Annotated in this window: 23 protein-coding genes; 13 read left to right on the top strand and 10 right to left on the bottom strand. The window is 71.4% G+C overall.

Annotated elements, in window-relative coordinates; all coding sequences use genetic code 11:
• Window positions 1–44 precede the first annotated feature (44 nt).
• Both I3V78_RS03620 and mobB read left to right on the top strand, forming a co-directional pair.
• Window positions 45–1,289, top strand: a complete 1,245-nt coding sequence (locus tag I3V78_RS03620; RefSeq protein WP_204484920.1) for a molybdopterin molybdotransferase MoeA — start codon at window positions 45–47, stop codon at window positions 1,287–1,289.
• Complete coding sequence (gene mobB, locus I3V78_RS03615) at window positions 1,286–1,801, top strand: molybdopterin-guanine dinucleotide biosynthesis protein B (protein ID WP_204484919.1); 516 nt, start codon at window positions 1,286–1,288, stop codon at window positions 1,799–1,801. Before I3V78_RS03620 ends, mobB begins: the two co-directional genes overlap by 4 nt.
• Here mobB and I3V78_RS03610 read toward each other — a convergent pair.
• Window positions 1,798–2,214 (bottom strand): hypothetical protein, encoded by a 417-nt coding sequence (locus tag I3V78_RS03610; protein WP_204484918.1) that lies wholly within the window; start codon window positions 2,212–2,214, stop codon window positions 1,798–1,800. The two genes, mobB and I3V78_RS03610, sit on opposite strands and share 4 nt — an antisense overlap.
• A 272-nt stretch (window positions 2,215–2,486) precedes the next feature.
• On the opposite strand from I3V78_RS03610, the gene I3V78_RS03605 reads away from it, so the two are divergent.
• Window positions 2,487–3,527: a LirA/MavJ family T4SS effector gene (locus I3V78_RS03605; protein WP_204484917.1), complete on the top strand. Its 1,041-nt coding sequence runs from the start codon at window positions 2,487–2,489 to the stop codon at window positions 3,525–3,527.
• Window positions 3,524–4,432 carry a formate dehydrogenase accessory sulfurtransferase FdhD gene (gene fdhD / locus I3V78_RS03600; RefSeq protein ID WP_204484916.1) on the top strand — a complete coding sequence of 303 codons (909 nt, stop codon included), beginning with the start codon at window positions 3,524–3,526 and terminating at the stop codon, window positions 4,430–4,432. The genes I3V78_RS03605 and fdhD overlap by 4 nt, the downstream gene beginning before the upstream one ends.
• Here fdhD and I3V78_RS40085 read toward each other — a convergent pair.
• The 4 genes from I3V78_RS40085 to I3V78_RS03580 all read right to left on the bottom strand — a co-directional run bounded on the left by I3V78_RS40085 (window position 4,412) and on the right by I3V78_RS03580 (window position 12,052).
• Window positions 4,412–7,081, bottom strand: a complete 2,670-nt coding sequence (locus I3V78_RS40085) for a Kelch repeat-containing protein (protein ID WP_204484915.1) — start codon at window positions 7,079–7,081, stop codon at window positions 4,412–4,414. The two genes, fdhD and I3V78_RS40085, sit on opposite strands and share 21 nt — an antisense overlap.
• Before the next feature lie 78 nt (window positions 7,082–7,159).
• Window positions 7,160–9,781 (bottom strand): Kelch repeat-containing protein, encoded by a 2,622-nt coding sequence (locus I3V78_RS40080; protein ID WP_204484914.1) that lies wholly within the window; start codon window positions 9,779–9,781, stop codon window positions 7,160–7,162.
• A gap of 155 nt (window positions 9,782–9,936) precedes the next feature.
• Window positions 9,937–11,574, bottom strand: coding sequence for a phosphoglucomutase (alpha-D-glucose-1,6-bisphosphate-dependent) (pgm, locus tag I3V78_RS03585; RefSeq protein ID WP_204484913.1), 1,638 nt, complete (start codon window positions 11,572–11,574; stop codon window positions 9,937–9,939).
• Between the two features lie 79 nt (window positions 11,575–11,653).
• Window positions 11,654–12,052 carry a hypothetical protein gene (locus tag I3V78_RS03580; RefSeq protein ID WP_204484912.1) on the bottom strand — a complete coding sequence of 133 codons (399 nt, stop codon included), beginning with the start codon at window positions 12,050–12,052 and terminating at the stop codon, window positions 11,654–11,656.
• Window positions 12,053–12,319: 267 nt separating this feature from the next.
• On the opposite strand from I3V78_RS03580, the gene glgC reads away from it, so the two are divergent.
• Window positions 12,320–13,570 (top strand): glucose-1-phosphate adenylyltransferase, encoded by a 1,251-nt coding sequence (gene glgC / locus I3V78_RS03575; RefSeq protein ID WP_204484911.1) that lies wholly within the window; start codon window positions 12,320–12,322, stop codon window positions 13,568–13,570.
• A 25-nt stretch (window positions 13,571–13,595) separates the two neighbouring features.
• Here glgC and I3V78_RS03570 read toward each other — a convergent pair whose 3' ends face one another.
• Window positions 13,596–14,732, bottom strand: coding sequence for an aminotransferase class V-fold PLP-dependent enzyme (locus I3V78_RS03570; protein ID WP_204484910.1), 1,137 nt, complete (start codon window positions 14,730–14,732; stop codon window positions 13,596–13,598).
• 140 nt (window positions 14,733–14,872) lie between these two features.
• Between I3V78_RS03570 and I3V78_RS03565 the strand changes: the two genes are divergently transcribed.
• The 4 genes from I3V78_RS03565 (at window position 14,873) to I3V78_RS03550 (ending at window position 17,275) form a co-directional block, all read left to right on the top strand.
• Window positions 14,873–15,310: a hypothetical protein gene (locus I3V78_RS03565; protein WP_204484909.1), complete on the top strand. Its 438-nt coding sequence runs from the start codon at window positions 14,873–14,875 to the stop codon at window positions 15,308–15,310.
• 11 nt (window positions 15,311–15,321) lie between these two features.
• Window positions 15,322–15,945, top strand: a complete 624-nt coding sequence (locus I3V78_RS03560; RefSeq protein ID WP_204484908.1) for a hypothetical protein — start codon at window positions 15,322–15,324, stop codon at window positions 15,943–15,945.
• Window positions 15,942–16,427, top strand: coding sequence for a hypothetical protein (locus I3V78_RS03555; protein WP_204484907.1), 486 nt, complete (start codon window positions 15,942–15,944; stop codon window positions 16,425–16,427). The genes I3V78_RS03560 and I3V78_RS03555 overlap by 4 nt, the downstream gene beginning before the upstream one ends.
• 86 nt (window positions 16,428–16,513) lie before the next feature.
• The gene (locus tag I3V78_RS03550; RefSeq protein ID WP_204484906.1) at window positions 16,514–17,275 is read left to right on the top strand and encodes an SDR family oxidoreductase; all 762 of its coding nucleotides are present in this window, start codon (window positions 16,514–16,516) and stop codon (window positions 17,273–17,275) included.
• Between the two features lie 15 nt (window positions 17,276–17,290).
• Here the strand turns inward: I3V78_RS03550 and I3V78_RS03545 are convergent, their stop codons facing one another.
• Entirely contained in the window at window positions 17,291–18,238 is a 948-nt protein-coding gene (locus I3V78_RS03545) for a hypothetical protein (RefSeq protein ID WP_204484905.1), read from the bottom strand.
• Window positions 18,239–18,615: 377 nt separating this feature from the next.
• Window positions 18,616–19,332, bottom strand: coding sequence for an NlpC/P60 family protein (locus tag I3V78_RS03540; protein ID WP_338023459.1), 717 nt, complete (start codon window positions 19,330–19,332; stop codon window positions 18,616–18,618).
• A gap of 341 nt (window positions 19,333–19,673) precedes the next feature.
• Here I3V78_RS03540 and I3V78_RS03535 point away from each other — a divergent pair, with 341 nt between their 5' ends.
• Entirely contained in the window at window positions 19,674–20,423 is a 750-nt protein-coding gene (locus I3V78_RS03535; RefSeq protein ID WP_204484904.1) for an alpha/beta fold hydrolase, read from the top strand.
• Window positions 20,420–21,034, top strand: coding sequence for a TetR/AcrR family transcriptional regulator (locus I3V78_RS03530; protein ID WP_239576277.1), 615 nt, complete (start codon window positions 20,420–20,422; stop codon window positions 21,032–21,034). The genes I3V78_RS03535 and I3V78_RS03530 overlap by 4 nt, the downstream gene beginning before the upstream one ends.
• A 20-nt stretch (window positions 21,035–21,054) precedes the next feature.
• Here I3V78_RS03530 and I3V78_RS03525 read toward each other — a convergent pair whose 3' ends face one another.
• Together I3V78_RS03525 and I3V78_RS03520 are read right to left on the bottom strand one after the other, a co-directional pair.
• Window positions 21,055–21,390, bottom strand: a complete 336-nt coding sequence (locus tag I3V78_RS03525) for a hypothetical protein (RefSeq protein ID WP_204484903.1) — start codon at window positions 21,388–21,390, stop codon at window positions 21,055–21,057.
• A gap of 60 nt (window positions 21,391–21,450) precedes the next feature.
• A complete protein-coding gene (locus I3V78_RS03520) occupies window positions 21,451–23,235 on the bottom strand; it encodes a thiamine pyrophosphate-requiring protein (RefSeq protein WP_204484902.1) in 1,785 nt (594 codons plus the stop codon).
• A 174-nt stretch (window positions 23,236–23,409) separates the two neighbouring features.
• Here I3V78_RS03520 and I3V78_RS03515 point away from each other — a divergent pair, with 174 nt between their 5' ends.
• A complete protein-coding gene (locus tag I3V78_RS03515) occupies window positions 23,410–24,330 on the top strand; it encodes a heme-dependent oxidative N-demethylase subunit alpha family protein (protein WP_204484901.1) in 921 nt (306 codons plus the stop codon).
• A 10-nt stretch (window positions 24,331–24,340) separates the two neighbouring features.
• Window positions 24,341–25,708 carry a hypothetical protein gene (locus I3V78_RS03510; protein WP_204484900.1) on the top strand — a complete coding sequence of 456 codons (1,368 nt, stop codon included), beginning with the start codon at window positions 24,341–24,343 and terminating at the stop codon, window positions 25,706–25,708.
• Window positions 25,709–25,725 lie beyond the last annotated feature (17 nt).

Genomic DNA, 25,725 nt, shown 5'->3' with positions numbered 1-25,725 from the left:
ACCGGTACATCGTCCTCCCGAGAGGCTAACGTGCCGCCCGCCCGATGACCCTGACCTCGCTCGCCACCGCCCGCCGGCTCGCCCTCGACGCGCTCCAGCCCGCGCATCCCGAGCCCGTTGCCCTGCTGGACTCCCTGGGCCGCTTCCTCGCCGGGCCCCTCGTGGCCTCGCGCTCGCTGCCCGGCTGCGCCGTGTCCGCCATGGACGGGTACGCCGTCATCGCCGAGGAGACCCTCGGCGCCACGCGCGATGCCCCCCGACGCCTGCGCGTCTCGGACACCATCTACGCCGGGCACCTGCCGCGCAGCTCGCTCCAGCCGGGCCACGCCGCGCGCATCTTCACCGGCGCCCCCCTGCCCCCGGGCGCCACCGCCGTCGTGCGGCAGGAGGCCACCCGGCCCGCCCCCGACGCCTGCGTGGACGTCTGTGTCGGCGTGGCCCCCGGCCGCGACATCCGCGCCGAGGGCGAGGATCTGCTCCAGGGCACCTCCGTGCTGCGCGCCGGCCAGCGCATCGACGCGGGGGTACTCGGAGTGCTCGCGTCCCTGGGAGACCCCGAGGTGCTCGTGCGGCCCCCACCCCGCGTGGCCGTGCTCGCCACCGGGGACGAGCTCGTGCCGCCCGGCACCCCCGCCCTCCCCCACCAGGTGTACGAGAGCAACCTCGTGCTGCTCGCCGCGCTCGCGAGCGAGACGGGCGCCCAGGTGGTGGCGCGCGAGCGCGCCCGCGACGACGACGACGTGCTCAGGCCCACGATCCAGCGGCTCGCCAAGCGCGCCGACGTGCTCATCACCACCGGCGGCGCGTCCGTGGGGGACCGCGACCGGGTCAAGCGCGTGCTCGGCGCGCTCGGGTGCACCTTCCTCGTGGATGGCGTGGCGCTCAAGCCCGGCAAGCCCGTGGCCGTGGGGCGGATGGGCTCCACCGCCGTCGTCGTGCTGCCCGGCACCCCCGGGGCCGCCACCGTCGCCTTCGATCAGTTCGCCCGGCCGCTGCTCTTGCGCCACCAGGGCGTGCGCGAGGAGCGTCGACGCGTGCGGGTGCGGCTCGACGAGGGGCGGCACAAGCAGGCGGGGCTCACCTACCTCATCTCCGGCACGCTCGAGCGGCGCGCGGACGGGCTCGTCTGGGCCCGCATCCGCGCCCAGGGCGGCGGCCAGCTGCTCGGCAACCTCGGCGCCGAGGGCCATGCCATCCTCCCGCCGGGCCAGGCGGACTTCGCCGAGGGCGAGCCGGTGGACTTCGAGCTGTTCGACCGGCCGCAGTACCTGGCGGTGGAGGAGACGTGAGCGGGCTTCCCGCGCTGAGCCTCATCGGCTGGTCGGGCGCGGGGAAGACGACGCTGCTCCTGCGCCTGGTGCCGGAATTGCGCGCGCGGGGCCTGCGGGTGGGGGTGGTGAAGCACTCGTCGCACGCGCACGCGCTGCACCGCGAGGGCAGTGACACGGCGCGCTTCGCCGAGGGCGGCGCGGCGCTCGTGGGCTATGCCACGCCCGCGGGCGTGCAGCTGTCCCTGCCCGAGCCGCCCGAGCACCTGCTCGCGGTGCTCGCGCCCTTCGCGGGGCGGGTGGACCTGGTGCTCGTGGAGGGGTGGAAGGACGGGCCCCTGCCCAAGGTGGAGGTGTGGCGCGAGGGCCTGGAGGCGCCGCTCGCGCTCACGCGCCCGGACGTGCTCGCCGGGGTGGGCACACCGCCGCTCGGCCGGGAGCTGCCCCGCTTCGCGCCGGAGGACGTGGCGGGGCTCACCACCTTCCTCCTGCGCTGCCGGGACGAGGGACGGCTCGTGCCCCCCGGGGCCTAACGCGCGACGGCCTCGACGTCGGCCTCGTTCACCCAGTACAGCACCGAGGTGCTGCCCGCCCGCGCGAGCGTGGTCTGCCGGAAGGTGATGGGGTGGGCCATGAAGCCCGCCTGCACGGTGTGGGTGAGCTTGAAGCTGTCATAGGCCGTGGCCCACTTGCCCTGCTGGACGGAAGCGGGGACGACGGAGAGGCAGGTGCCCGGGGGCCAATGGCTCTCGCTGTAGGTGAAGGTCATGCGCCGGGTGGAGCCGCTGTTGGTGAAGACGTAGCGGGGCGTGTCCGTCCGGGTGAGGAACTTGTTGGGGCCCGTGCACGCCTCCGCGGCGGCCTGGGTAGGCCGGGCGGTCCACAACGCCAGGAAGACGGACAGACTCGTCACCGCGATCGCCGCGTTGCGATAGGTACGACGCATGGGAACCTCGGGTAGGGGTTTGACGCTCGGAGGGAGCCCTGAAGGCATAACACTCCCCCTGTCCGGCCCCAGCCCGCGCGCCCCGCCGGGGCCCAGCGCCCGACAATCCCAGACGCCAATGCCAGACGAAAACCTCGCGCGCGCGCACTAACGGGCAGTCCACCCGCCCGCGGGTACGAGCCGGCGCCACCGTGTAGGTCCCGAGGCGCCGTGCACCCGCCGCGAGCCCACTGGCATACTGGCAGTGCCCTCGCCCCCTGAATGGAGCCCCCATGACCATGCCCACGGAAGAAGCGATCAAGGACGAGTACACGACGGCCTACGCGAACTACACGCGCGCCCGACAGAAGCAGGACAGCCAGGCCAAGGCGGTCGCCTTCAATCCGACCTTCTGGTTCAGCAAGGCGTTCGTCAAGATTTCCCAATTCCTGTACGCGGATGCCTCCTCGCCCTTCTGGGACGCGCTCCTCCATCTGGAGCAGGCCATGCAGCAGGAGCTCCGCCAGCGCACGGGTCAGACGCTCGACCCCAGCGCGTTGGAGAAGGTGAGCTTCGCCCATGGACGCGCCAACGCCTTCTCCACGGAGGCCGATCCGACGCGGCATCTGCTGACGACCATCCTCACCCGCTACGAGCAGCAGGAGGGCTTTCGCGAGGTGGACACGGACGGCGATGGACACCCGCGCACGAGCCGCTTCCTCGGCCAGCTCTCGTCGGGAGACTTCGCCTATCACATCCAGCAGGCCCACCTGGCCAAGGACTACGTCGGGCTCGAGCACGGCGAGTACACCCACCGGATTCAGTGGTACTGCCTCGGTCAGGCCAAGGCCCATCTCGGACTCACGGATACCCGGGAGGACCGTGACAAGATGGCCACGCTCTTCTCGAAGTCCGGCCTGTTCTGGGGGTTGACCTTCGACCGGAACACGACCCCGACGATGTACGACTTCCGCAAACCGGAGTACTTGAACAACTGGCTCGTGGCGAGCCCGACCTCGCCAGGCGGCGCCAAGAAGTTCCCGCTTCTCCACAACTTCCTCAAGTCCCGGCGTGAACGTCTGGGCGAGAAGGGCTATGGGCCTTGGATCATCAAGATGATGATCGCGAAGAATGTCTTTCCCGAGAAATTCGAGGCGCTCAACACCGAGAACCTGACCAAGTACAAGAGCTTCCGGACCAATCCGACCGACGCGCAACTCCTCTTCAACACCTGCCTCGATTCCCAGAGCAAGCTGGAGGTGGAGCGCCTCTACAAGAACAAGGTGCTGAAGGGCGACTGGACGATGGCCTCCAAGCCGCCGCAGCGCTCATGACCCTCGACCCCTCCCGTCGTCCCCCGCCGCCCGGCGTCACCCAGCGGCCCGTTCGCCGCTACTCCCCGGACACGGGGCTCGCCCCGCCCGAGTCCGATGCCGTGGCCCTCGAGGAGCCGCTCGACATCCGCGTGAGCGGCGACACCGTGGCCCTCACCATGCGCATGCCCGGCGCGGACCGCTTCCTCGTCACGGGCTTCCTCTTCTCCGAGGGCCTCATCCACTCGGCGGAGGACCTGGGGGGGCTGGTGCACTGCGGACGGCCCGGCGAGGAGGGCTACGGCAACGTCGTCGAGGTGACGCCCGCCCCGGGCCTCGTGCTCGACCTGGAGCGCGTGAGCGCGAGCCGGCGCGGCACCCTCACCACCGCGGCCTGCGGCGTGTGCGGCCGAAGGAGCGTGGAGGACCTCATCGCCGCGTGCCACCCCGTGCCGCCCGGGCCTGGCCTCGCCGCGTCCGTGCTCGCCCGCGCGCCCGACGTGCTGCGCACCCGCCAGCCCCACTTCGAGCACACCGGCGGCGTGCATGCCGCCGCGGCGCTCGACGCCGAGGGCCACGTGCTCGCCGCCTTCGAGGACGTGGGCCGCCACAACGCCGTGGACAAGGTGGTGGGGGCGCTGGTGCTCGAGCACGGCCTGCGCTCGGCGCGCGCCACCCGGCCCGGCGCCTTCCAGCCCACGCTGCTCGTGGTCAGCGGGCGCGCGGGCTTCGACATCCTCCAGAAGGCGGCCGTGGCGCGCATTCCCCTGGTGGCGAGCGTGTCGGCGCCCACCTCGCTCTCCATCGATCTGGCCGAGCGCGCGGGCATCACGCTCGCCACCTTCGTGCGGGGAGGGCGCTTCAACGTCCACACCCACCCCGAGCGCCTGCGCGTGGACTCGCCGTCAGGGCGTGTAGAGCAGTGACACGCCGAAGCCCTGCGCGAAGCCGCCCACCACCCAGACCTGACCCGAGGGCAGCAGCACCGCCGCGTGGTCCGTGCGGGGCGTGGCCGCGTCGGGCAAGGCCGTCGAGGTGCCCGAGCCCGGCGTGTACCGCTCCACCGTGCGCGGCAGGGGATCCCCGCCGATCACCAGGAGGTCGCCCGAGGGCATCGGGGTCACCGAGTGTCCCGCGTGGGGCACGAGCAGCTCGCCGCGCGGGGACCACGTGCCCGCCGCCGGGTCGTACACCTCCACCTCGGTGGCCTGGTCCGAGCCGCCCAGCACCACCACCTCGCCCGAGGGCAGGCGCGTCGCCGTGTGCCGCGCGCGCACCGTGGAGAGACGGCCCGCCGGGGACCAGGTGCCGCTCGCCGGGTCATAGCGCTCGGCGGTGGCCAGGGTCCGATCGTCATCCCGGCCGCCCACCACCAGCACCTGCCCCGAGGCGAGCAGCGTCGCCGTGTGCCGCGCGCGCTTGTCGGCCAGGGCGCCCGTGGCGGTCCAGGTGCCGCTCGCCGGGTCATACAGCCACGCCGAGGCGCTGGAGGTGAAGTCCGCCGTGAGGCCGCCCACCACCAGCACCCTGCCCGAGGGCAGGAGCGTCGCCGTGTGCCAGGCCCGCGCGCCCTCGGGCGCCGTCGTGGGGCTCCAGGTGCCGCTCGCCGGGTCGTACAGGTCCGCCGTGTCGTCGGGCGCCTGGTTCCAGAGCCCGCCCACCGCCAGCACCCGGCCCGAGGGCAGGAGCGTCGCCGTGTGGCCCTGCCGGGGCCGGGACATGGGCGGCGTCGGGGTCCAGCGCTGGGTGGCGGGGTCGACGAGCTCCGTCACGTCACTCAGGCTCCCCACCACCAGGAGCCGGCCCGTGGCCAGGGGCGTCACCGTGGGCGACAGGCGCTCCTGGATCCACGGCGAGGGGCCCTCGTTGCGGAAGGTCTCCATGTCGGGCTGGAAGCGCTGCACGGAGAAGAAGCCCCAGTCGCTCGGCAGCAGCACCACCTGGCCCGAGGCCAGCGCCACCAATGAGGGACCCGCCCGCTCGGACACGAGCTTCCCCGCCCAGGTGCCACTCGCCGGGTCATACAGCTCCAGGGTGTCCGAGCCATCCGCCAGCAGCACCTTGCCCGTGGACAGGACGGTCGCCGACGGGGTCATCCAGCCCCCCGTGTGCGTCATCGCGCCCGTGGGCCGCCAGGCATTGGCCGCGGGGTCGTACAGCTCCGCGTCCGTCAGCCAGCCCGCCTCCCGGTTCTCCCCGCCCGCCACCAGCACCTCGCCCGAGCCCAGCAGCACGGCCACGTGCCGGGAGCGCCCGGTGCGCATCGGCGCCGCGGCGCTCCAGGTCTCCGTCGTGGGATCGAAGAGCTCCGCGCGTGTGCCGCTCCCCGCCACCAGCACCCGGCCCGAGGGCAGGAGCGTCGCCGTGTGGCGCGAGTACGTCCCGGTCGGCGGGGCCACGGTCCGCCAGAGGCCCGTCTGGGGCTCGTACACCTCGGCGGAGGAGGGCACGCCGTCCGCATCCCCGCCCACCACCAGCACCCGGCCCGAGGGCAGGCGCGTCGCCGTATGGAAGGAGCGGCTCACGGCCATGCTCCCCGTGGCCCGCCAGACGTGCGTCCTCGGGTCATACAGCTCCGCGGTGGCCGAGCCGCCCCCCGCCACCAGCACCTCGCCCGAGGGCAGGAGCGTGGAGGAGTGGTGCACCCGGGAGGGATCGACCATGGGGCCCGTGGGCAGGCTCAGGTTCGTCCGGGGGTTGTAGACCTCGGCGGCCCAGCCATCCAGCCGCGTCCAGCCGCCCGACACCAGCACCTCGCCCGAGTCCAGGAGCGACACGGCCATGGCATCGCGGCCCCAGCTCAGCCCGCCGCTCGCGGCCCACGCGCCCGAGGGCGGCGGGGGCTCCGCGTCCACGCACAGGGGCACCGTGTCCGCCGCCGTGCCGCCCCGCCCGTCCGACACCGTCACCTCCAGCCGGCAGTCGCACGCGTCCCCCGTGGGGGCCGTCCGGGCGGTGAACTGGACCGTGAAGCGCGCGTTCATGGGCCCGGTGTCCGGACCGGGGTCGTACGCGGGTTCGCTCCAGGTGCCCGTGCACCCCGTGGCGCTCCAGGCGGACGTCAGCACGTCCCGGTCCGGATCCGAGGCGCGGGCCACCACCGTGGTGGACCCGCCCACGCTCACCCGCGTGGGCTCGGCGGTGAGCGCCGACACCCGGGGCGAGAAGTTGAGGATGATCCCGCCGCCCTCCATCACCCGCACGGAGAGCGACTGAGTGGCGGAGGCGCCCCGCGAGTCCGTCACCGTGAGCGTCAGCACCACGACCCCCGGCTCCCGCGGCGCCGTCCAGTGCGTCTGGGTCTCCGAGACGCGTTGGAACTCCCCCACCGCCGCCGTCCACGCCAGGGAGAGCGTGTCTCCGGGGTCCGCGTCATGCGCCCGCGCCTCCAGGAGCAGGGTGCCTCCCGCATCGACCACCAACGCCGACGCCGTCACCGACTCGATGACGGGCGGCGTGTTGCCCGGCTCCGGCGCGGGCTCGGGAGGCGTCACCGGCTCGGCCCGGCACCCCAAGAACAGACTCCAGCACGCCGCGACCCACACGGCCCGCGTCCACTTCGTCCTCACTCGCACGAACAACCCCCTCGACAGGCGCCGCCCCCCACCGCGCTGTCCGTGCCGGGGACTCTAGGGCAAAGCGGGCCCGCGCGCTCAGGGGGTGTAGAGCAGGCCGAGGGCGCTGCCCTGGTTGTCGCCCCCCACCACCAGCACCTGACCCGAGGGAACAACCAGCGCCTGGTGGCCCGAGCGCACGATCCGCCCCGCCCGCCCGCGCGACACGCCCGTGACGGGCTCGTACAGCTCCACGTCCGGGGCGTCCGCCGTGCCGCCCACCAGCAGCACCTGGCCCGAGGGCATCAGCGTCGCCGTGTGTCCGCTCCGGGGCGCCAGGAGCTCGCCCCGACGCGACCAGCGGGAGGTCCGCGGATCGAACAGCTCCACCATGCGATTGAAGCGCGCGCCGCCCACCACCAGCACCCCGCCCGCGGAGGGCACCCACGTCGCCGTGTGCTCGCCACGCGGCAGGGTGAGGGTTCCCGCGGAGGACCAGGTGCCGCGCGCGGGGTCATACAGCTCCGCCGTGGCGTTCTCCGTCGTCGAGGGTGTTCCTCCCACCACGAGCACCTGGCCCGACGGCATCAGCGTCGCCGTGTGTCTCGCCCGCCCCGTGCCCATGGAGCCCGTGGGGGACCAGGTGCCGCGCACCGGGTCATACAGCTCCGCCCGGGTGCCGAGGCCTCCGTCTCCCTGGTAGCCGCCCACCACGAGCACCTTGCCCGAGGGCAGGAGCGTGGCCGTGTGGAACACCCGGAGCGTGCTCGGGGGAGGGGCGAGAGACCAGGTGCCGCGCGCGGGGTCATACAGCTCCGCCGTGACCGTGTTCTGGTTGTGGAGCCCCGTGCCCCCCACCACGAGCACCTTGCCCGAGGCCAGGAGCGTCGCCGTGTGGCCCTGGCGGGCATGGGTCATCGCGCCCGTCGGGGCCCAGGTGAGGGTCGCGGGGTCGAACAGGCGCACGGTGCCGCCGGTCGAGTCTTGTCCCGCCACCAGGACCTTGCCCGAGGGCAGGAGCGTCGCCGTGGAGCGGAGCCGGTCGTTGTTGGGAGCGCCCGAGTCGCGCCACGTCTCCGTCACCGGATCGAACCGGGCCACCGAGGTGCGGCCCCTGTCGGTCTCCGGAAAGAGCAGCAGCTCGCCCGAGGGCAGCCGCACCAGCTCCCGGCCCCGCGCCTCGCCCAGGGGCAGCGAGGTCCAGGTGCCCCGCGCCGGGTCATACAGCTCGGCGAGGGCGGAGCCATTCACCAGCAGCACCTTGCCCGAGGGCAGCACCTCCGCCGCGTTCTCGTTGCTCCCGAGCTGGTTCAACGTCCCCGCCGGGCGCCAGGTGTCCCGCGCGGGGTCATACACCTCGGCCTCGCGCAGGCCCTTGTCCTCCTGGACGCCGCCCGCGAGGAGGACCTCGCCGGAGGGCAGCAGCACGGCCACGTGGCGCGAGCGCGCGGTCGCGGGCGGCGAGACGACGGTCCAGGACTCCGTCTCCGGATCGAAGAGCTCCGCGCCCGTGTTGTTCGTCCCCCCCACCACGAGCACCTGGCCGGAGGGCAGGAGCGTCGCCGTGTGCCGCGTGTGCAAGAGGAGCGAGGGGGCCACGCGGCGCCAGCGGCCCGTGTCCGGCTCGTAGAGCTCGGCGGAGCGGAGGTCGGTGCCGCCCCCCACCACGAGCACCTTGCCCGAGGGCAGGAGCGTCGCCGTATGCCCTTGGCGGCCCATGCTCATGGCGCCCGTCATGTGCCAGGAGTTGGTCTCGGGGATGTAGAACTCCGCCGTGGCCGAGCCGCCGCCCGTCACCAGGACCTTGCCCGAGGGCAGCAGGGTGGCGGTGTGGAAGCTGCGCCAGGCGAGCTGCATCATGGGCCCCGTGGGCCGGGACACCCCCGTGCGCGGATTGAACACCTCGGCGGGCCACCCGGTGGACTCGAACCAGCCGCCGGACAGCAGCACCTCGCCCGAGCGCAGGAGGGTGGCGCGCTGGCCCGGACGCGCCCCACTCACCCCGCCCACGGCCGCCCAGCCATCCGAGGGGAGCGAGAACGCGCTCACGCACAGGCCCACCGAGCCGCGGGCCACCCCGCCCCAGGGGTCGGAGACGGTCACGCCCAGGTGGCAATCACACGCGCCGCCCGGCGGCAGGCTGTGGGGGGTGAAGCGGGGCGTGGCGGACGAGGCCTCCGCCCAGGTGCCCGTGCACCCGGTGGCCTCCCACGCATAGGTCAGCGCGTCGCCGTCCCCATCCGAGGCCACCACGCCCAGCCGCGCGGGGCTCCCCCATTCCAGGCGGGCGGGCGAGACGGTGAGCCCCTCCAGGCGAGGCGTCTGGTTGGGCGGCAGCACCGCCACGGTGAGCGTCTGGGACACCGAGGCCCCCAGCGTGTCCGTCACCGTCACCGTCAGCTCCACGGGGCCCGGGGTGGGCGGGGCGGTCCACTGGGTCTGGGCGCGGGTGGCGGCGCTGAACACGCCGGCCGGGGCCGTCCAGGAGTAGCGCAAGAGGTCGCGCACGTTGCCGTCCTGGGCGCGCGCGTGCAGGGTCAGCGTGCCGGACAGGCGCACCCGCTCGGCGGAGACCTCCACCGTGTCGAGCACGGGGGTGAGGTTGTGCACCGAGCGGAGGGGATCCACCGGTGGGGGCTCGGGATCCAGGCGGCAGCCGCCCCCGAGCACCATCCCGAGCAGCAGGCCCACGACTCCCACCCATCGTCGTCTCGCGAACACGACCGGCTCCCAGGCGCGGACGGGCGAGCGGCCCACGACGGTGGAGCCCCCGTCCTTCGTCCGGGAGGGTAGTCACGCGCGAGACGGACACACGCGCGGAAGTGCTCCGGCCCCCGGAGTGACGGGTGCCGGACACGCGCGTGTTGACGGGTGGACTACCCGCGGGTGAACGCCTCGCCGACGATCTGCCGCGCCTCGTCCACCACCGCGTCCAGGTGCGCCTGGTCGCGGAAGCTCTCCGCGTAGATCTTGTACACGTCCTCGGTGCCCGAGGGCCGCGCGGCGAACCAGCCGTTCTCCGTCACCACCTTGAGCCCGCCGAGCTCCGCGTTGTTGCCCGGCGCCCGGGTGAGCCGCTGGGTGATGGGCTCGCCCGCCAGCGTGGTGGCCCGCACCGCCTCCGGCGACAGCTTCTTGAGCGCCGCCTTCTGGGCGGAGGTCGCCGGCTGATCGATGCGCGTGTAGATGGGCGCGCCAAACTTCTTCGTCAGCTCCTGGTAGTGCACGCCCGGATCCTTGCCCGTGCGCGCGAGGATCTCCGCGGCCAGCAGGTCCAGGATGATGCCGTCCTTGTCCGTGGACCAGACGGTGCCGTCCTGGCGCAGGAACGAAGCCCCGGCGCTCTCCTCGCCGCCAAAGCCCAGCGAGCCGTCCAGCAGCCCGTCCACGAACCATTTGAAGCCCACGGGCACTTCCACCACGCGCCGGCCGATGTCCTTGGCCACGCGGTCGATCATGCTGCTGCTCACCAGCGTCTTGCCCACCCCGGCGCCCGCCTTCCAGCCCGAGCGGTGGCTGAACAGGTAGCCGATGGCCACGGCCAGGTAGTGGTTGGGGTTCATGAGCCCCACGCTGCGCGTGACGATGCCGTGGCGGTCCGAGTCCGTGTCGTTGCCGAAGGCGATGTCGTAGCGGTCCTTGAGCTCCACGAGCCCCGCCATGGCGTAGGGCGAGGAGCAGTCCATGCGGATCTTCCCGTCATGGTCCACGCGCATGAAGCGGAACGTCGGGTCCACCGCCTTGTTCACCATCTGCAGGGACAGGCCGTAGTGCTCGGCGATGGGCTCCCAGTAGTCCAGGTTGGAGCCGCCCAGCGGATCCGCGCCAATGGACAGCTTCGCCCCGCGCACCACGTCCAGGTCCACCACGTGGCGCAGGTCCGCCACGTACGGGGTGATGAAGTCGTAGCGCTTCACCTCGGCGCTCGCCTTGGCGCGCTCCAGGGGCACGCGCTTGACGCCCGCGTTGTCCGCGCCGAGCAGCTCGTTGGCGCGCTTCTCCATGCCGCTGGTGATGGTGGTGTCCGCGGGGCCGCCGTTGGGCGGGTTGTACTTGATGCCGCCGTCCTCGGGCGGGTTGTGCGAGGGCGTGATGACGAGGCCATCGGCCAGGCCGCTCGTGCGCCCGCGGTTGTAGGTGAGGATGGCGTGCGAGATGACGGGCGTGGGCGTGGCGCGATCCGTGTAGCGCACCTGCACGCCATTGGCCGCGAGCACCTCGAGCGTCGTGTCCTGCGCGGGCTCGCTCAGGGCGTGCGTGTCCATGCCCAGGAAGAGCGGACCGTCGATGCCCTGCTTCGCGCGGTAGTCACAGACGGCCTGCACCACCGCGAGGATGTGCGCCTCGTTGAAGGAGCGCCGGGCCGCCGACCCCCGGTGGCCCGACGTCCCGAAGGCCACGCGCTGCTCGGCCTCGCGGACATCCGGGCGCTCGGAGAAGTACTGCGCGCGCAGACGCTCGGGGTTGATGAGAAGAGACTCAGGAGGGGGCTTGCCAGCAAGAGGATGGGCCACGGCGCGACTCTAGCGCCATGGCCCCCGCCCTACGCTCCTGTTTTCCGGGCTGTTGGCCCGTATACGCCCGCGCGGCGCGTCACAGCCGCTGCGGCACGGCCTTGTCGCCCGGGAAGCTCGAGCCGCCGAAGTCCTGGTTGCGCTCGAACAGGTCGCTGTCCTTCTCGTAGCCCGAGCCGCCCGTGCCCCGCTCCTCGGCCGGATCCTGGTCCCGCACGTCCTCGGACTTGGACTTGCTCGTGTCGCTGGCGTTGGGGTTGGTCACCGCGTCGCGGTAGCCGGAGCCGCCGGTGCTCGCGCGATCCTCCTGGGGCACGTCGTAGTCCTTGTAGATGCCCACGCCCGGGTCCACCTGCGAGCCCGAGCCGCCCGTGCCAGCCTCCGTCGTGTCACCCCGACGCGCCGCCCGGTCCTGGCCGCACGCGCTCGTCAGCAACAGTCCGCCCGCCATCAGCCCCGCCACCATCCACCTGGTCATGTGCGTCTCCGTGTTTGAGAAACAAGGAATGTTCCGCGTTCAGAAGACCAGGGTGGGCAGCCCTCGCGGGCCGTGCACGCGCGCCCCCGCCGCCCGCCTGCCCTCCGGGGGACGCCCCGGGCGCGTGACCCCCGCCCGTTGCATGCGGCCGCGTGTCGTTTGAAGCACAGCGAAGTGCCGCATCGCGTCGTGTGAAGAAGCTTCACGAGAAACGCGCCTTTCCGGAACAGCCCCGTATAGTGAACAGACGAGGGGGTTCACTCCACCATGAGCAGCAAGCGCATCCTGGGAATGATTCTCGCGGGCGGACAAGGCACGCGACTGGCACCACTCACGTCGAGGCGCTCCAAGCCCGCCGTGCCGTTCGGGTCCAAGTTCCGCATCATCGACTTCGCCCTGAGCAACTTCCTCAACTCGGGCGTGTATTCGGTCTACGTGCTCACGCAGTTCAAGGCCCAGTCGCTCACCGAGCACATCCAGCGCGGCTGGCGCTTCGGCTCGGGCCTCCTGGCCGACTACTTCATCACGCTCGTGCCGGCGCAGATGTACCTGTACGAGGAGCTGGGCCCGGTGTGGTACCGCGGCACCGCGGACGCCATCTACCAGAACCTCCACCTGGTGAATAATTACAACGCGGACGACGTGGCCATCTTCTCCGGGGACCACATCTACAAGATGAACGTCGCGCACATGCGCGAGGTGCACGAGTCCTCGCGCGCGGACATCACCATCGCCGCCTACCCCACGCCGCTGGCCGAGGCGCACCGCTTCGGCGTGATGCAGATCGACGGCCGGGGCCGCGTCACCGACTTCCAGGAGAAGGTGAAGAACCCGCCGCCCATGCCCAGCAAACCCACGCACGCGCTCGCGAGCATGGGCAACTACATCTTCAAGCGGAAGGTGCTCGACGAGCTGTTGGAGATCGACGCCAAGACCGAGGGCAGCCAGCACGACTTCGGCAAGGACGTGCTGCCGCGCGCGCTGCGCGACGGCTACCACATCCAGGCGTATGACTTTCACTCCAACCCCATCCCCGGCCAGACCCAGCTCAACACCTACTGGCGCGACGTGGGCACGCTCGAGGCCTACCACGAGGCCTCCATGGACCTGGTGTCCGTGAACCCCGAGTTCGACGTGTTCAACCCCGAGTGGCCGCTGCGCACGGCGGTGGAGTTCAGCCCTCCGGCCAAGTTCGTCCACGAGTCGGGCGAGCGCATGGGCCGCGCCCTCAACTCCATGGTGGCCGGCGGCTGCATCATCTCCGGCGGCACGGTGCGCGAGAGCATCCTGTCGCGCCGGGTGCGCGTGAACTCCTACTCGCTCGTGGAGCGCTCGGTCCTCTTCGACGAGGTGGTGGTGGGCCGGCACGCGCAGATCAAGAACAGCATCATCGACAAGGGCGTGACCGTGCCGCCCAACGCGCGCGTGGGCTACGACCTGGCGGCGGACAAGGCGCGCGGCTTCACGGTGACGGACAACGGCATCACCGTGGTGCCCAAGGGCTACAAGTTCGAGTGAGCCCCCGGGCTCGAGCGGGGCGCGCTCACACGAGCGCGTCCAGCTCCTCGAGGAGGCGGTCCACGTCCGCCTCCGAGTTGTACAGGTGGGGGGACACGCGCAGGCTGTCACCGCGCACGCTCACGAACACCTGCCGGGCGGCGAGCCGGCTGGCCACCTCGGCCCCATAGCCGCCCGAGCGCTTGATGCCCACCAGGTGCCCGCCGCGCAGGTGCTCCTCGGCCACCTCGAGCCGCATCTCGCGCGCGCCCCGGGCCACGCGCTCGGTGAGCACCCGCAGCGTGGTCTGGATGTCCTCCACCCCCCAGGCGAGCACCTGCCGCAGCGCCGCGAGCGCCATGGGCACGAGCACGAAGTTGCTGCGCTCGCCCACGTCGAAGCGGCGGGCGCCGGGCTGGAAGTCGTCGCGGTAGTCCACGAGCCGGGCGAAGTCCTCGCTGCCGCCGCGGGTGAGCCAGTTGTGCTCCAGGGGCCGGCCGTCACGCCACCTGGGCGCCACGTAGAGGTAGCCCTGGCTGTAGGGCCCCATGAGCCACTTGTAGCCCGCGGTGACGAGGAAGTCCGGGCGCACGCGCGCCACGCTCAGGGGCAGCGCCCCCACGGACTGGGTGCCATCCACCGCGAGCACCGCGCCCACCTCCCGCGCGCGCGCGCCCACGCGCTCCAGGTCCACGAGGCCCCCGTCCGTCCAGTGCACGTGGGGCACGGCGATGAGGGCCGTGCGCTCGTCGAGCTCCGCGAGCAGGGCCTGGGTCCAGTCCCCGTCCCGGGGCCGGCGCACCGTCACCACCTGCCCGCCCGAGCGCTGGGCCAATTCGCGCCAGGGGTACACGTTGGAGGGGAACTCGTCGGCGAGCACGAGCAGCCGCTGGCCCACCTGCACGGGCACGTTGGCGGCGACCACCGCCATGCCGTAGCTCACCGAGGGGATGAGGGCCACGCCCTCGGCGTCCGCCTCCACGAGCGTGCCGAAGAGCCGGCGCAGGGCCTCGGACTCGGCGAAGAAGTCCTCGGGGCGCACGCGCCAGGGCGAGGCCTTGCGCTCGATGGCCTCGCGGCCCGCGTCCCCCACGGTCCGCGACTGGGGCGACATGTACGCGCAGTTGAGCCAGACGAGGCCCTCGGGCAGGTCGAACAGGTGGCGTTGGGAAGGAAGGCGCATGGGGCCGAGCCTATCGCCGGACACGGCAAGCGAACATCCCCCACCGGTCGGAGGACCAGCCGCACAGTCCCCCACGTGCGCCAAGCGCGGGTAAGACCCATTCATCACGTCCCCATCTTGCCTCCGGCCTGTCCAAATCCATGTCCTCGCTCGCACTCGCAACAGCCACTCTTGTTCTCCTGGTCGGTTCGGTTCTCAGCCTGGATTACGACAGCTACTGTGACACCCAAGGGCACATCCGCGACGAACACGCGGCCGCGGTCCAAGCCCTGGTCCAGCGCGCCCCGCTCCTCGAGCAACTCCACGTCGAGGCGGCCCAAGGCCATCCGCGTGCAACACAGGTCTTCCACGAACTCGAGACCCAGCATTTTCCCGAAATCGGCCGCGCCGTGGCCGATCGGACCCACGCGTTGTCCTGCGCGATTCCTGTCTATCGCGAGCTATCGGGGAGTTGTCTCCCCAATTGGGCCTTCCTCGATTTCCTCTCCAAGGAGCAGCCAGGCGGCATCCGGCTTCGTACGGCGCTTGGCGCGGCTTACAGCAGCGCGCCAGGGAACTCGGGCTCGAAACCAGGATGATATTGAGCGGAGTGAACGCCTTGATGGCCGGGGTCATCGTCAAGGGAGTGATGGCAGGAGCCTCATCTGAAAGCCGTGCCGCAAGTGCTCGAACCCAAACGACCCCCTCTCCAGTCCACGATGTCGAATGGCCTCCTCCGCCTCCGCAAGGACCCAAGCCGCCGCTCGAAGCATTGAACGCGGCCTCGTGGCGATATCAACGCTACCTCCACGAACAACACACCGCTGGCAAGCAGGTCCATGAGGTGCTCGATTTCGGCAAATGGAAGTCCGCCTACTTCGATCCCGCTTCACGGGGAGGACGACCTGGCCGTTCGGGTGGACCCGCCCAAGTCACGACCCGGCAGCGGCTCACGGAGGAAGGATTCATCAACACGGAGAACACGCGCCTGGGCGACAACTTCGTCGACCTCTACAGGCCCAACACCTCAGGAGGAATCGATTATGTCGAGGTCGACGAGATGCTGAAAAGCGGAATCCCTCGCGCCGACGTGCGGTCGAAGTTGAAGAAAGAACTCGTCCACCTGGGCAAGCACGACACGCTGCTCTTCGTCGACAAGATAGACCTCTCCAAGCGAATCCTGTATCGCTTCGGAGAAGATCCCAGCGTCGTCGATACACGAGTCTGTCCATGAGCCACTATCTCCGCATCCTGTGCCACTCCGAACAACCGATGACCCGGAAGGCGATTGGCGAGTTCATCCACGAAGGATATTTCTTCCCCGTGGCCCCTCGTTTCGATCCTGATCCGAATGACCCCATCGCGGTCCATCCAGACTGGGAACGGCTCGAGGTGCACCCCCCAGGCAATACACACCCCATCATCTTTCATCGCGCGACACACGCCGTCCTGGCGAGTTCCTTGGACGAGATCACTCAGACACTTCGCGATGCCGACTTGGAATCAAGTCATTCCGCGCTCATCCGACGGATACAAAGCAGCCGACAACTCATCACCGTCGAAGTCGAGCCGACGCACATGACAGACGATGCGTGGGAGATGTTGGATGCAACCGAAGCGCACGTGGCCCGCACGTGCGACGGAGTGGTGTTCGTGTCGGGTGAGGGCATCTACGACTCCGCCCTCCAACCCCTGTGCACGCTCAAATCCGTGTAAACCCGTGCTCCTCCGGAGCCCCCGCCCCTCGGCCCGGAGTAGAGTGCGCCCGTCGCCGTCCACCCCGTCCTCCGAGGAGAACCCCCATGAGTCAGTCATTCCCGGGCCAGGTCGTCCTGGTCACCGGCGCCGCCGCCGGCATTGGCCGCGCCACCGCCCTGGCCTTCGCGCGCGAGGGCCTCAAGGTCGTCGTCTCGGACATCGACGCGGCCGGGGGCGAGGGCACCGTGGCGCTCATCCGCGCCGCCGGTGGCGAGGCCCGCTTCATCCGCTGTGACGTCACGCGCGACGCCGAGGTGCGCGCGCTCATGCAGGGCATCCAGGAGGCCCACGGTCGGCTCGACTACGCCTTCAACAACGCCGGCATCGAGATCGAGAAGGGCAAGCTCGCCGACGGCACCGAGGCCGAGTTCGACGCCATCATGAACGTGAACGTCAAGGGCGTCTGGCTGTGCATGAAGCACGAGATTCCCCTCATGCTCGCGGGCGGCGGCGGCGCCATCGTCAACACCGCCTCCGTGGCGGCCCTGGGCGCCGCGCCCAAGATGAGCATCTACGCGGCCAGCAAGCACGCGGTGCTCGGGCTCACGCGCTCGGCGGCGGTCGAGTACGGCAAGAAGAACCTGCGCGTCAACGCCGTGTGCCCCGCGGTGATCGACACCGAGATGTTCCGCCGCGCCCACGAGGCCGACCCGCGCAAGGCCCAGTTCGCCCAGTCCCTGCACCCCATCGGGCGCATCGGCACCGTGGAGGAGGTCGCCGCCGCGGTGCTCTACCTGTGCAGCGCGGGCGCGGGCTTCACCACCGGCATCGCCCTGCCCGTGGACGGCGGCGCCACCTGCGTCTGAGCGGCGCCGTCCGCCTCACTCGCACGTGTAGGTGAAGTCGCGCCGCACCGGCCCGTCATCCAACCCCGGCGTGCCCGAGTACTCCTCGTGCACCAGCCGGCCCGCGTCATCGCGCTCGTGCGTGCGCGTGGCATCCACCCCGCCGTCCTGGTCGCCGTCCCACTCGTCGAGCGCGACGATCCGGGTGCCACAGAAGAAGGTGGCGCGGCGGGTGACGTGCACGGAGCTCCGCTCTGGCTCGCAGCCCGGCCGGCGGATGCCACACACGTAGTCCGCCAGCTCCTCCACGAACCGCTCGCGCCACCCCGCCGCGTCCTGGACGGTGTCGCGGACCGAGGTGGTCACCCAGTCGTACCGGGAGAACTCGCGCCACTCCCAGCGCACCCGCCCCGCCGCGTCGTACGCCAGTTGGCGGCGCCACCGGCGCTCGGGATCCTGTTCGAGCGAGCCGACGAGCCGACCCGCCTCGTCGAACACCTCCTCGAAGTTCATCTTCCCGGTCTCCCATTCGTGGCGCTGGAGCTTCCCGTTGGGCCAGTAGGACAAGGTCGCGCAGCGGCTGTCGTCCTGGCCGCACAGCCAGCCCTCGCCCGGCGCGTCGGCGATGCCCACCAGGCGCCCGTTCGCGTCGTAGGTGTAGAGACTCGTGACGGTGTCCTCCGGCTCCTGGCGCACGACGCGCTCGAGGCGGCCCTGGGCGGCGTAGACATAGTCATACGTTATCGGGCCGCCATACGAGCGCGAGTCCACCCGCCGCAGCAGCCGCTGGCCCTCGTAGGTCCACTCCGTCTGGGTGAACCAGCCGCCCCCCTGCTCCTCCCGCCGGAACAGTCGCGGGAGCCCTCCACTCCAGCTGCGCGTCTCCACCGAGTCGAGCGTGCCGTCGCTCTTGAACCTGCGCACCTCCAGGGGGCGGCTGTCGGCGTCATACCGGGCGCGCTCGGTGGAGCCATCCGCGAACACGGAGACGGACCCGCACGCCGTGGCCCGGACCGGCGGCGTCGGGCGCGTCCACGGAATGCACGCGCGTGGCGGTAAAGTGGGGGATCCCTCGTTTTCGGACACGGTTCCACCGTCCCCGTTCCCGGAGGTCGGCGGCGGCGTGCCTCCCGTGACAGGCGGCGTCGCGGGCGCGGGCGGCGGCGTCACCGGAACCTCCTCCGGGCCGGGGCCCGGCCGCTCCACCGACTCCGGGGGCTCAACGGGCGAGGGGGACGGGCTTCCACAGGCGCTCACTCCCAGACCCACGGCCAGCAGCAGCCACGCGCTTCGCTCTCGCCCCATGACCCCTCCCCTGTCGTCGCGGGAAGGTGTTCACGGACCCGGCGCCCTACAAGACTTCACCGGGCGTCCAGCGCGCCCAGGCGGCCCGCGGCGGCGTAGCCCACGAACAGCTCGCCCGTGAGCCGAGCCCGCTCGCCCCCTTCCTCCCGGCGCAGCAGATCGTTGAGGACGCGGCCCCCCCGGCTGTACACGGCGGGCTGGCGCGGCGTCACCCGGCTGCGCATCACGCCCGGGCCCACGCGGTGCACGAAGGTGACGGTGCCGGTGGGCGCCACCGACTCGACGATGCCGATGTGCGTGAGGCCATCGTTGCGCCGGCCGTCCGCGTTGCGGTCATACGTCTCGCGAAAGAAGATGAGGTCGCCCACGTGGGGCTTGCCCCGGTGCACCGCGCCCAGCGCCTCGGCGCGCCGGTAGATGGCGGTGACGGCGTTCTCCTCGCGCCGCGGCCGGTGCAGCAGCTCCACGCCCACCGCGTAGTAGGCCACGCGCACCAGCCCCGAGCAGTCATTGGGCACCTTGGCCGGAATCACCGAGCGGCCCACCAGGCCCGCCGCGCGCCGCGCCACGTGCTCGCCCCAGAGCGCGCGCGTCACCGAGGCCTGGGTGTCCAGCGCGAACAGGAGCGGCGTCTTCGCCCCCGAGGGGCGGGCCGCCTTGGGCGCCGGCACCCCCGCGGGCGCCGGAGCCTCGGCCGCCGGGGGGGCCGCCGTCGTCCGCCGGGCCTGCTTCCGGGCCCGGGCCCACTCGGAGGTGATGCGATCCACCCCCACGACCGATGCCGTCCCGACAGCTCCAATCAGGCACGTGACGACCACATTGCGAAGCGTTCCGCGGACCAACGAGCGACCCCCCTTGAGCGTTGCACCAGGGGGAATTGCCAGCCGCGTGCCACGCGCGCTCCGCCTCGGGGACGGGTCGCGTGGAGAAAAGCACCCACATCGCCTTCCGCATCGGCGTCGTGTGCGCCCGTTGGCCGTCCCACGCCCTTCCGGACGCCCAACACCCCACGCCGGGAAAAGCGTTTCCCCCTCCACGGCAACCCAAACACCGGAAGTCACGCCACTTCCCAAAGCCTTGACGGATGATGCCCATCATATTATCCCCATCATCCATGAGCGAATCCCTCGTCCTCCTCCATGGTTCCGCCAATGGCGCCTATTCCTGGGGCGCGGTGCTCCGGGGGCTCGGGCCCACCGGCGCGCGGGTGCTCGCGCCGGACATGCTCGGCTACGGCCGCGCTCCGGCGCCCAGCGCCACGTACGACATCGCCGAGGAGGTCGCCCACCTGCGCGCCCTCATCGACGCCGAGGGGCCAGGCCCCGTGCACCTCGTCACCCACTCGTTGGGGACGCTGTATGGCCTGCACCTGCGCCGGGCCCTGGGCGCGCGGGTGACGCGCCTGACGCTCATCGATCCGGTCCTGGTCAGCGTGCTGCGCGACACCGGCGAGCAGGCGGGCTTCGACGAGATGGAGGGCCAGTATCAGCACTTCATGCGCCGGCTGGCCGAGGCGCCCGCGGCGGCCGCGCGCGGCTTCGTGGAGCACTGGAATGGCGAGGGCTCCTGGGAGGCCCTTGGCGAGCGGGCGCGGGCCGTCATCACCGGGCTCGCCCCCCGAGTGGCCCTGGAGATGAACCAGGCGCGCCGGGACACCACGCCGCTCGCCTGGCTCGCCGAGGCGCCGCCGCCCACCCACATCCTCCTGGGCGAGCGGACCCGGGTGGCGCCCCAGGCGGTCACCCGGCAGCTCGCCCGGGCGTTCGGCGCCACCGTCACCGTCGTGCCGGGCGCGGCGCACATGATACCCCTGACGCACGCGGCACAGGTCGTGCGCGCGCTCGGGAGCCCCGCGACAGCATGAGCCAGAAGGTGAGCCAGAAGGCCGAACAGAAGCAGCGCTCCCACGAGGCCATCCTCGCCTCCGCGGCCACGCTGCTGCGCGAGCGGGGCATCCGCGCCAGCTCCGTGCTGGACGTGATGAAGGGCGCGGGGCTCACCGTGGGGGGCTTCTACGGCCACTTCGACTCCAAGGAGCAGCTGTTCACCGAGACCATCCGCGCCACGGGGCGCACGCTGTGGAACCGGCTGCTCACCCGCGCCACCGAGAGCGGAAGCACGCGCCCTCCGGCGCTGCTCGTGCTGGAGCGCTACCTGTCGCGCGAGCACCGCGACCATCCCCAGACGGGCTGCCCGCTGCCGAGCATCGCCCCCGAGGTGGCGCGCGAGGGCGAGCCGTACCAGGGGGCCCTGGAGGGCGAGCTCGCCGGGTTCATGCACGCGTTCGCCGCGCTGGTGGGGCCCGGGGAGAAGGCGCGCCGCAAGGCGCTCGGGGTGTTCGCCCTGATGTACGGCGCCCTGTCGCTGTCGCGCGCCGTGAAGGGCTCGCGCCTGAGCGACGAGTTCCTCGAGGCCGCCCGCGCCCTGGGCACGACGGCCCTCTCCGACGAGACCCGACCGCCCCCGCGCGGGTGAGGGACTCTCCGGCCGAACGCTCAGGTGCGCAGGCGCCGCAAGAGCCAGCCGCCGCCGAGCGCCGCGAGCACCAGGCCCGCCGCCCTCACCGGCCGGGTCCCCAGACGGGCCTGCAGGACGCTCATCCGGTCCGACAGGAGCAGCAGGGCGCCGTGCTTCACATGGTGCTCGGGAATGTCATACGCCACCGCGCGCAGGAAACAACTGAGCCCACGCGGCGGATGGGCCGCGCGGAGCACGGGGGTGAACCCGCGCGGGGAGTCATGCGCATCGAACTCCCCGGGAGGATCGGGCCGGTCTCCCCCTTCCTCGGCCGCGTCCCACGCCTCGACTCGTGACAGCTCGTGCTTCAACATGGTCCCCCCCTCGGACATCTCCGCGCGGCGGGAGCGCACCTGGCGGCTCCCCCATGCCTGTCAGCTCTTGGTGGGCTTGAGCTTCTCCACCATGGCCTTGATGGACTGGCCGATGATGCTCCGGGCCTTCGGGTCCCCCTTGAGGATGGCCTCGGAGAAGTGTTTGGCCTGCTCGAACGTGATGTGCGGCGGCAGCGGCGGCACGTTCGGGTCCACGCAGGCCTCCAGCACCACCGGCCGGTCCGCCGTCAGCGCCCGATCCCACGCGTCGGCGAGCTGCTCGGGCTTGTCCACCCGGATGCCCCTCAGGCCGATCGAATCGGCGTAGCGCGCGTAGGGGAAGTCCGGCAGGTCCTGCGACGCCTGGTACTCGGGGTCGCCATTCATCACCCGCTGCTCCCACGTCACCATGTTCAGGTCCCGGTTGTTGAGCACCAGGACGATGAAGCGCGGGTCCGCCCATTCCTTCCAATACTTGGCCACCGTGATGAGTTCGCTCGAGCCATTCATCTGCATGGCCCCATCCCCCACGAACGCGATGACTGGCCGCTGCGGGAAGGCGAACTTGGCGCCAATGGCATACGGCACGCCGCAGCCCATGGAGGCCAGGTTGCCCGACAGGGACGCCATCATGCCCTCGCGCATCTTCAGGTCCCGCGCGAACCAGTTGGCCGACGTGCCCGAGTCCGCCGCCAGGATGGCCCCGTCCGGCAGCTTCGGCGACAGCTCCCAGAAGACGCGCTCGGGGTTCATGGGAGTGGCGGAGACCATCGCCTGGCCCTCCACCTCCTTCCACCAGCGGCGCACGCCCTTCTCGATCCCCTCGCGCCAGCTCCGGTCCTCCTTGCGCTTGAGCAAGGGAATCAGGGCGCGCAGGGACTCCTTCGCGTCGCCCGAGAGCGGCACCTCCACCGGGTAGCGGATGGCGAGCATGCGCGGGTCCAGGTCGATCTGCACTCCGCGCGCCTGGCCCTCGGGCGGCAGGAACTCCGGGTAGGGGAAGCTCGTGCCCACCATGAGCAGCGTGTCGCAGCCCATCATCATGTCCCAGCTCGGACGCGTGCCGAGCAGACCGATGGAGCCCGTCACGAACGGCAGCGCGTCCGGCAGCACCGCCTTACCCAGGAGCGCCTTGGCCACGCCCGCGCCCAGGAGGTCCGCCACCTCGACGAGCTCCTCCACCGCGCGCGCCGCCCCGATGCCCACGAGCATCGCCACCTTCTTGCCCGCGTTGAGCACCTCCGCCGCCCGCCGCAGGTCCACCTCCTGCGGAATCACCCGCGGCGCGCTGTAGCCCACGCTCGAGTGCACCGTGCCGTGCTTCATCGGCGGCGACTCGTAGGGCAGCTCCTGGATGTCGTTGGGGATGATGACGCACGTCACCGTGCGCTCGGCCCGGGCGATGCGCAGCGCCCGGTCCACCGCGTGGCGGATGGCCGAGGGGTGCGCCACCGTGGTGATGAACTCGCTCGCCACGTCCTTGAAGAGCACCTGCAGGTCCACCTCCTGCTGGTAGGCGCCGCCCAGGGCGATGCTCGCCTGCTGGCCCACGATGGCCACCACGGGCTGGTGGTCCACCTTCGCGTCGTACAGGCCGTTGAGCAGGTGGATGGCGCCCGGGCCGCTCGTGGCCAGACACACGCCGGGCTCGCCGGTGAACTTGGCGTGCGCGCACGCCATGAAGGCCGCCATCTCCTCGTGCCGGGCCTGGATGAACTGGAACTCGGAGTTGCGGTTGAGCGCCCCCATGATCCCGTTGATGCCGTCGCCGGGGTAGCCGTAGATGCGGCGCACGCCCCATTGGGACAAGCGGTAGAGGAGGTAATCGGCGACGGTTCCGCTCATGGTGTGTGCCCCTTCGTGTCCGGGAACGGTAGGCACGCGCCCCACCCCGCAAGCGTCCGGGGGTACCCAGGGCCCGAGGCCCGTCTCGTCCTAGCCGTTAACACCCGGGCGTCTTCCCGCCTGGCCGCCCTCCAGGCGTGGGCGAAGGCGCGGGCGGCGGTTACACTTCCGGGCGTGCTGCCCTACTTCCCCTTCGACCAGGACGTGTTCGCCCTGCGGCTGGGCGTCCGCGCGCTCCGGGCCGACGAGCCCCTCATCGAGGTGGACGCACCACACTACCCGGGCGAGCTCGCCCTCAAGGCGCGGCTGCTCGCCGAGCCCCGTCTGCGCTTCGGGGCGCTGCCGGGCTCGGAGGCGGCCCAGTGGGAGGCGGTGCGGCTCGTGCTGCCCCTGATGGCGCGCGAGCACCCCCACCACTTCGCCCTGGAGACCTGTCCGGACGGCACGTGGCACTGGACCAACCACCTGCTCGGCACCGAGGCCCGCTTCACCCCGGGGGACGCGGGCGGCCTGCCCCACGCGCCGCTGGACTGGCTCGGCCGGCAGGTGCAGGAGGATCTGGCGCTGATGGACGGCACCCGCGAGGGCCTGCCGCTCATCGCGGGCCACCTGTGCTTCCCGGCGGGTTGGTGCCTGGAGGACAAGCTGGGCCTGCCGCTGTTGGACGTGCACGCGCCGGTGCCGGACTTCAACGCGAAGGTGGGGCCGAGCACCGCGAAGCTCTTGCAAGGGCTCAAGCCGGGGCGGCCCGTCACGCGCGTCAACTGGGGCATCTCGGCGACGGACCAGTTGGACCTGGCCCCATGGACGCGCGGCGAGTGGCTGCACCTGCGCGAGGGCATCACCGCCGAGAACGCCGGCGCGCGGTGCTTCATGCGGCTGGAGCGGCAGACGCTCTCGTCCCTGCCGGAGACGGGCACGGTGCTCTTCACCATCCACACCTACGTGGGCCCGGTGGGCGCCGAGGTGGAGGACCCCGAGCGGCGGCGGCGGCTCGCGGGGGTGGTGCGCACCCTGCCCCCGGACATGGCCGCGTACAAGGGCATGACGGCCTTCCTCCCGGGGCTGCTCGCGTACCTGGAACGGGGCTGTTAGAAGCACTCCCATGTCACGCCGCGACCTATGGCGGAAGCTCTACGAGCGTTTCGACCCCGAGCTGCCCGCTCCTCCTGAATGGCGGGCCACGCGTACCCGGAGTCTGGCCACGGCGATGTTGGAGACCCTGGCACGGCCCTTCGGCACGCCTCGGCTCCTCCTCATGGGAACCGTGGGCACGGGCAAGACCACGGAGTTGCTGCGCGTCGCCGAGGCCCGGGAAGAGACCGATCTGGTCGTCTTCATGGATCTGGCGCAGCACTTCGCGGAAGTGGTCAAGGATCCGCGCGCGCTCGAACGGCTCGATGCCTGGGAAGTCTGCTTCCTGGCTGGACTGACGCTCGTCCATCGCTTCCATGAGCGTCTGGGCACCGAACTCGACCCCGAAATGGTGAGGAACCTGGGTAAGGCGTGGCAGGCACTGGCGGCCACCGCGGGCGCTCCCGCCCCCCAATTGGACCTGGGGACGTTCACCAAGGAGGCGCTGGACCTGGGTGCCACCTTGGCCGCCACCGGTGCCTTGGGGATGGAGGCGCAAGGCGTGGCCATTGGAGCGCGGACCATCAAGAGCGTGGTCAGCGGGCTGCGCAACTGGACCCTCCCGCTGGGCCGCAACGAGAAGGTGCTCCCGGATCAGGACCGCCATGTCCAGGAGCTGTTGAGCGCCGTCAACGTGCTCATTGGCGAGGTCCAAGCCAAATACAAGAAAGTCCTTCTGGTCATCGATGGGTTGGATCGCATCCGAGACCTGACCCGCGCCAAGGCGCTCTTCGTCGACTCGCAATTGCTCTCGCAGCTTCCATGTCCGCTCGTGGTGTGCGGACCCGCCGCGCTGCGGCACCACCTGGCCACCGCGGGCATCCAGAGCGCGTTCAAGCGCATGCCCCTGGTCAACGAGCCCGTGCTCGACCATACGCATCCCGAGCGTCCCGGTCCTGGAATCGGCTTCTTCCGGGAGCTGTATGCCCGGCGCGTGAGCGACTTGGGCCCAGCGGCCCAGGACATGGTGAGTGAGGCGCACCTCAACACCCTGGCATACCGCTCCGGAGGACGTTCCCGAGACTTCGTCCGATTCATCCGCTCCCTCTCCGAGCTGGCCTGGGACAAGGACGTCGCGAGCGCGACCCCCGACCTGGTGAAGCAAGTGCTCGATGAATGGCGCCTGCGGCAGGAGACGGGTCTGAACAAGGACCACATCCGGCTCCTCGAGGATGTCGCGCGGGATCCCGAGCACCGGCTGCCAGCGGGCTCACTGGCGTACGAGTTGCTCGACTACCAGCACCTTCTGCCCTACCCCAACGACTCCGAATGGTACTACCCCCATCCCCTGCTCACGATGCACCTCGTGCAGACCTCCCCGGCTGGCTCCGTCGGCTGAAGGTCTCGCTGGAGCTG

Source organism: Archangium primigenium, assembly GCF_016904885.1.
GTDB lineage: Bacteria > Myxococcota > Myxococcia > Myxococcales > Myxococcaceae > Cystobacter > Cystobacter primigenius.
The sequence above is the reverse complement of the archived record's forward strand: the minus strand, read 5'-3'. Positions and strand labels throughout refer to the sequence as shown.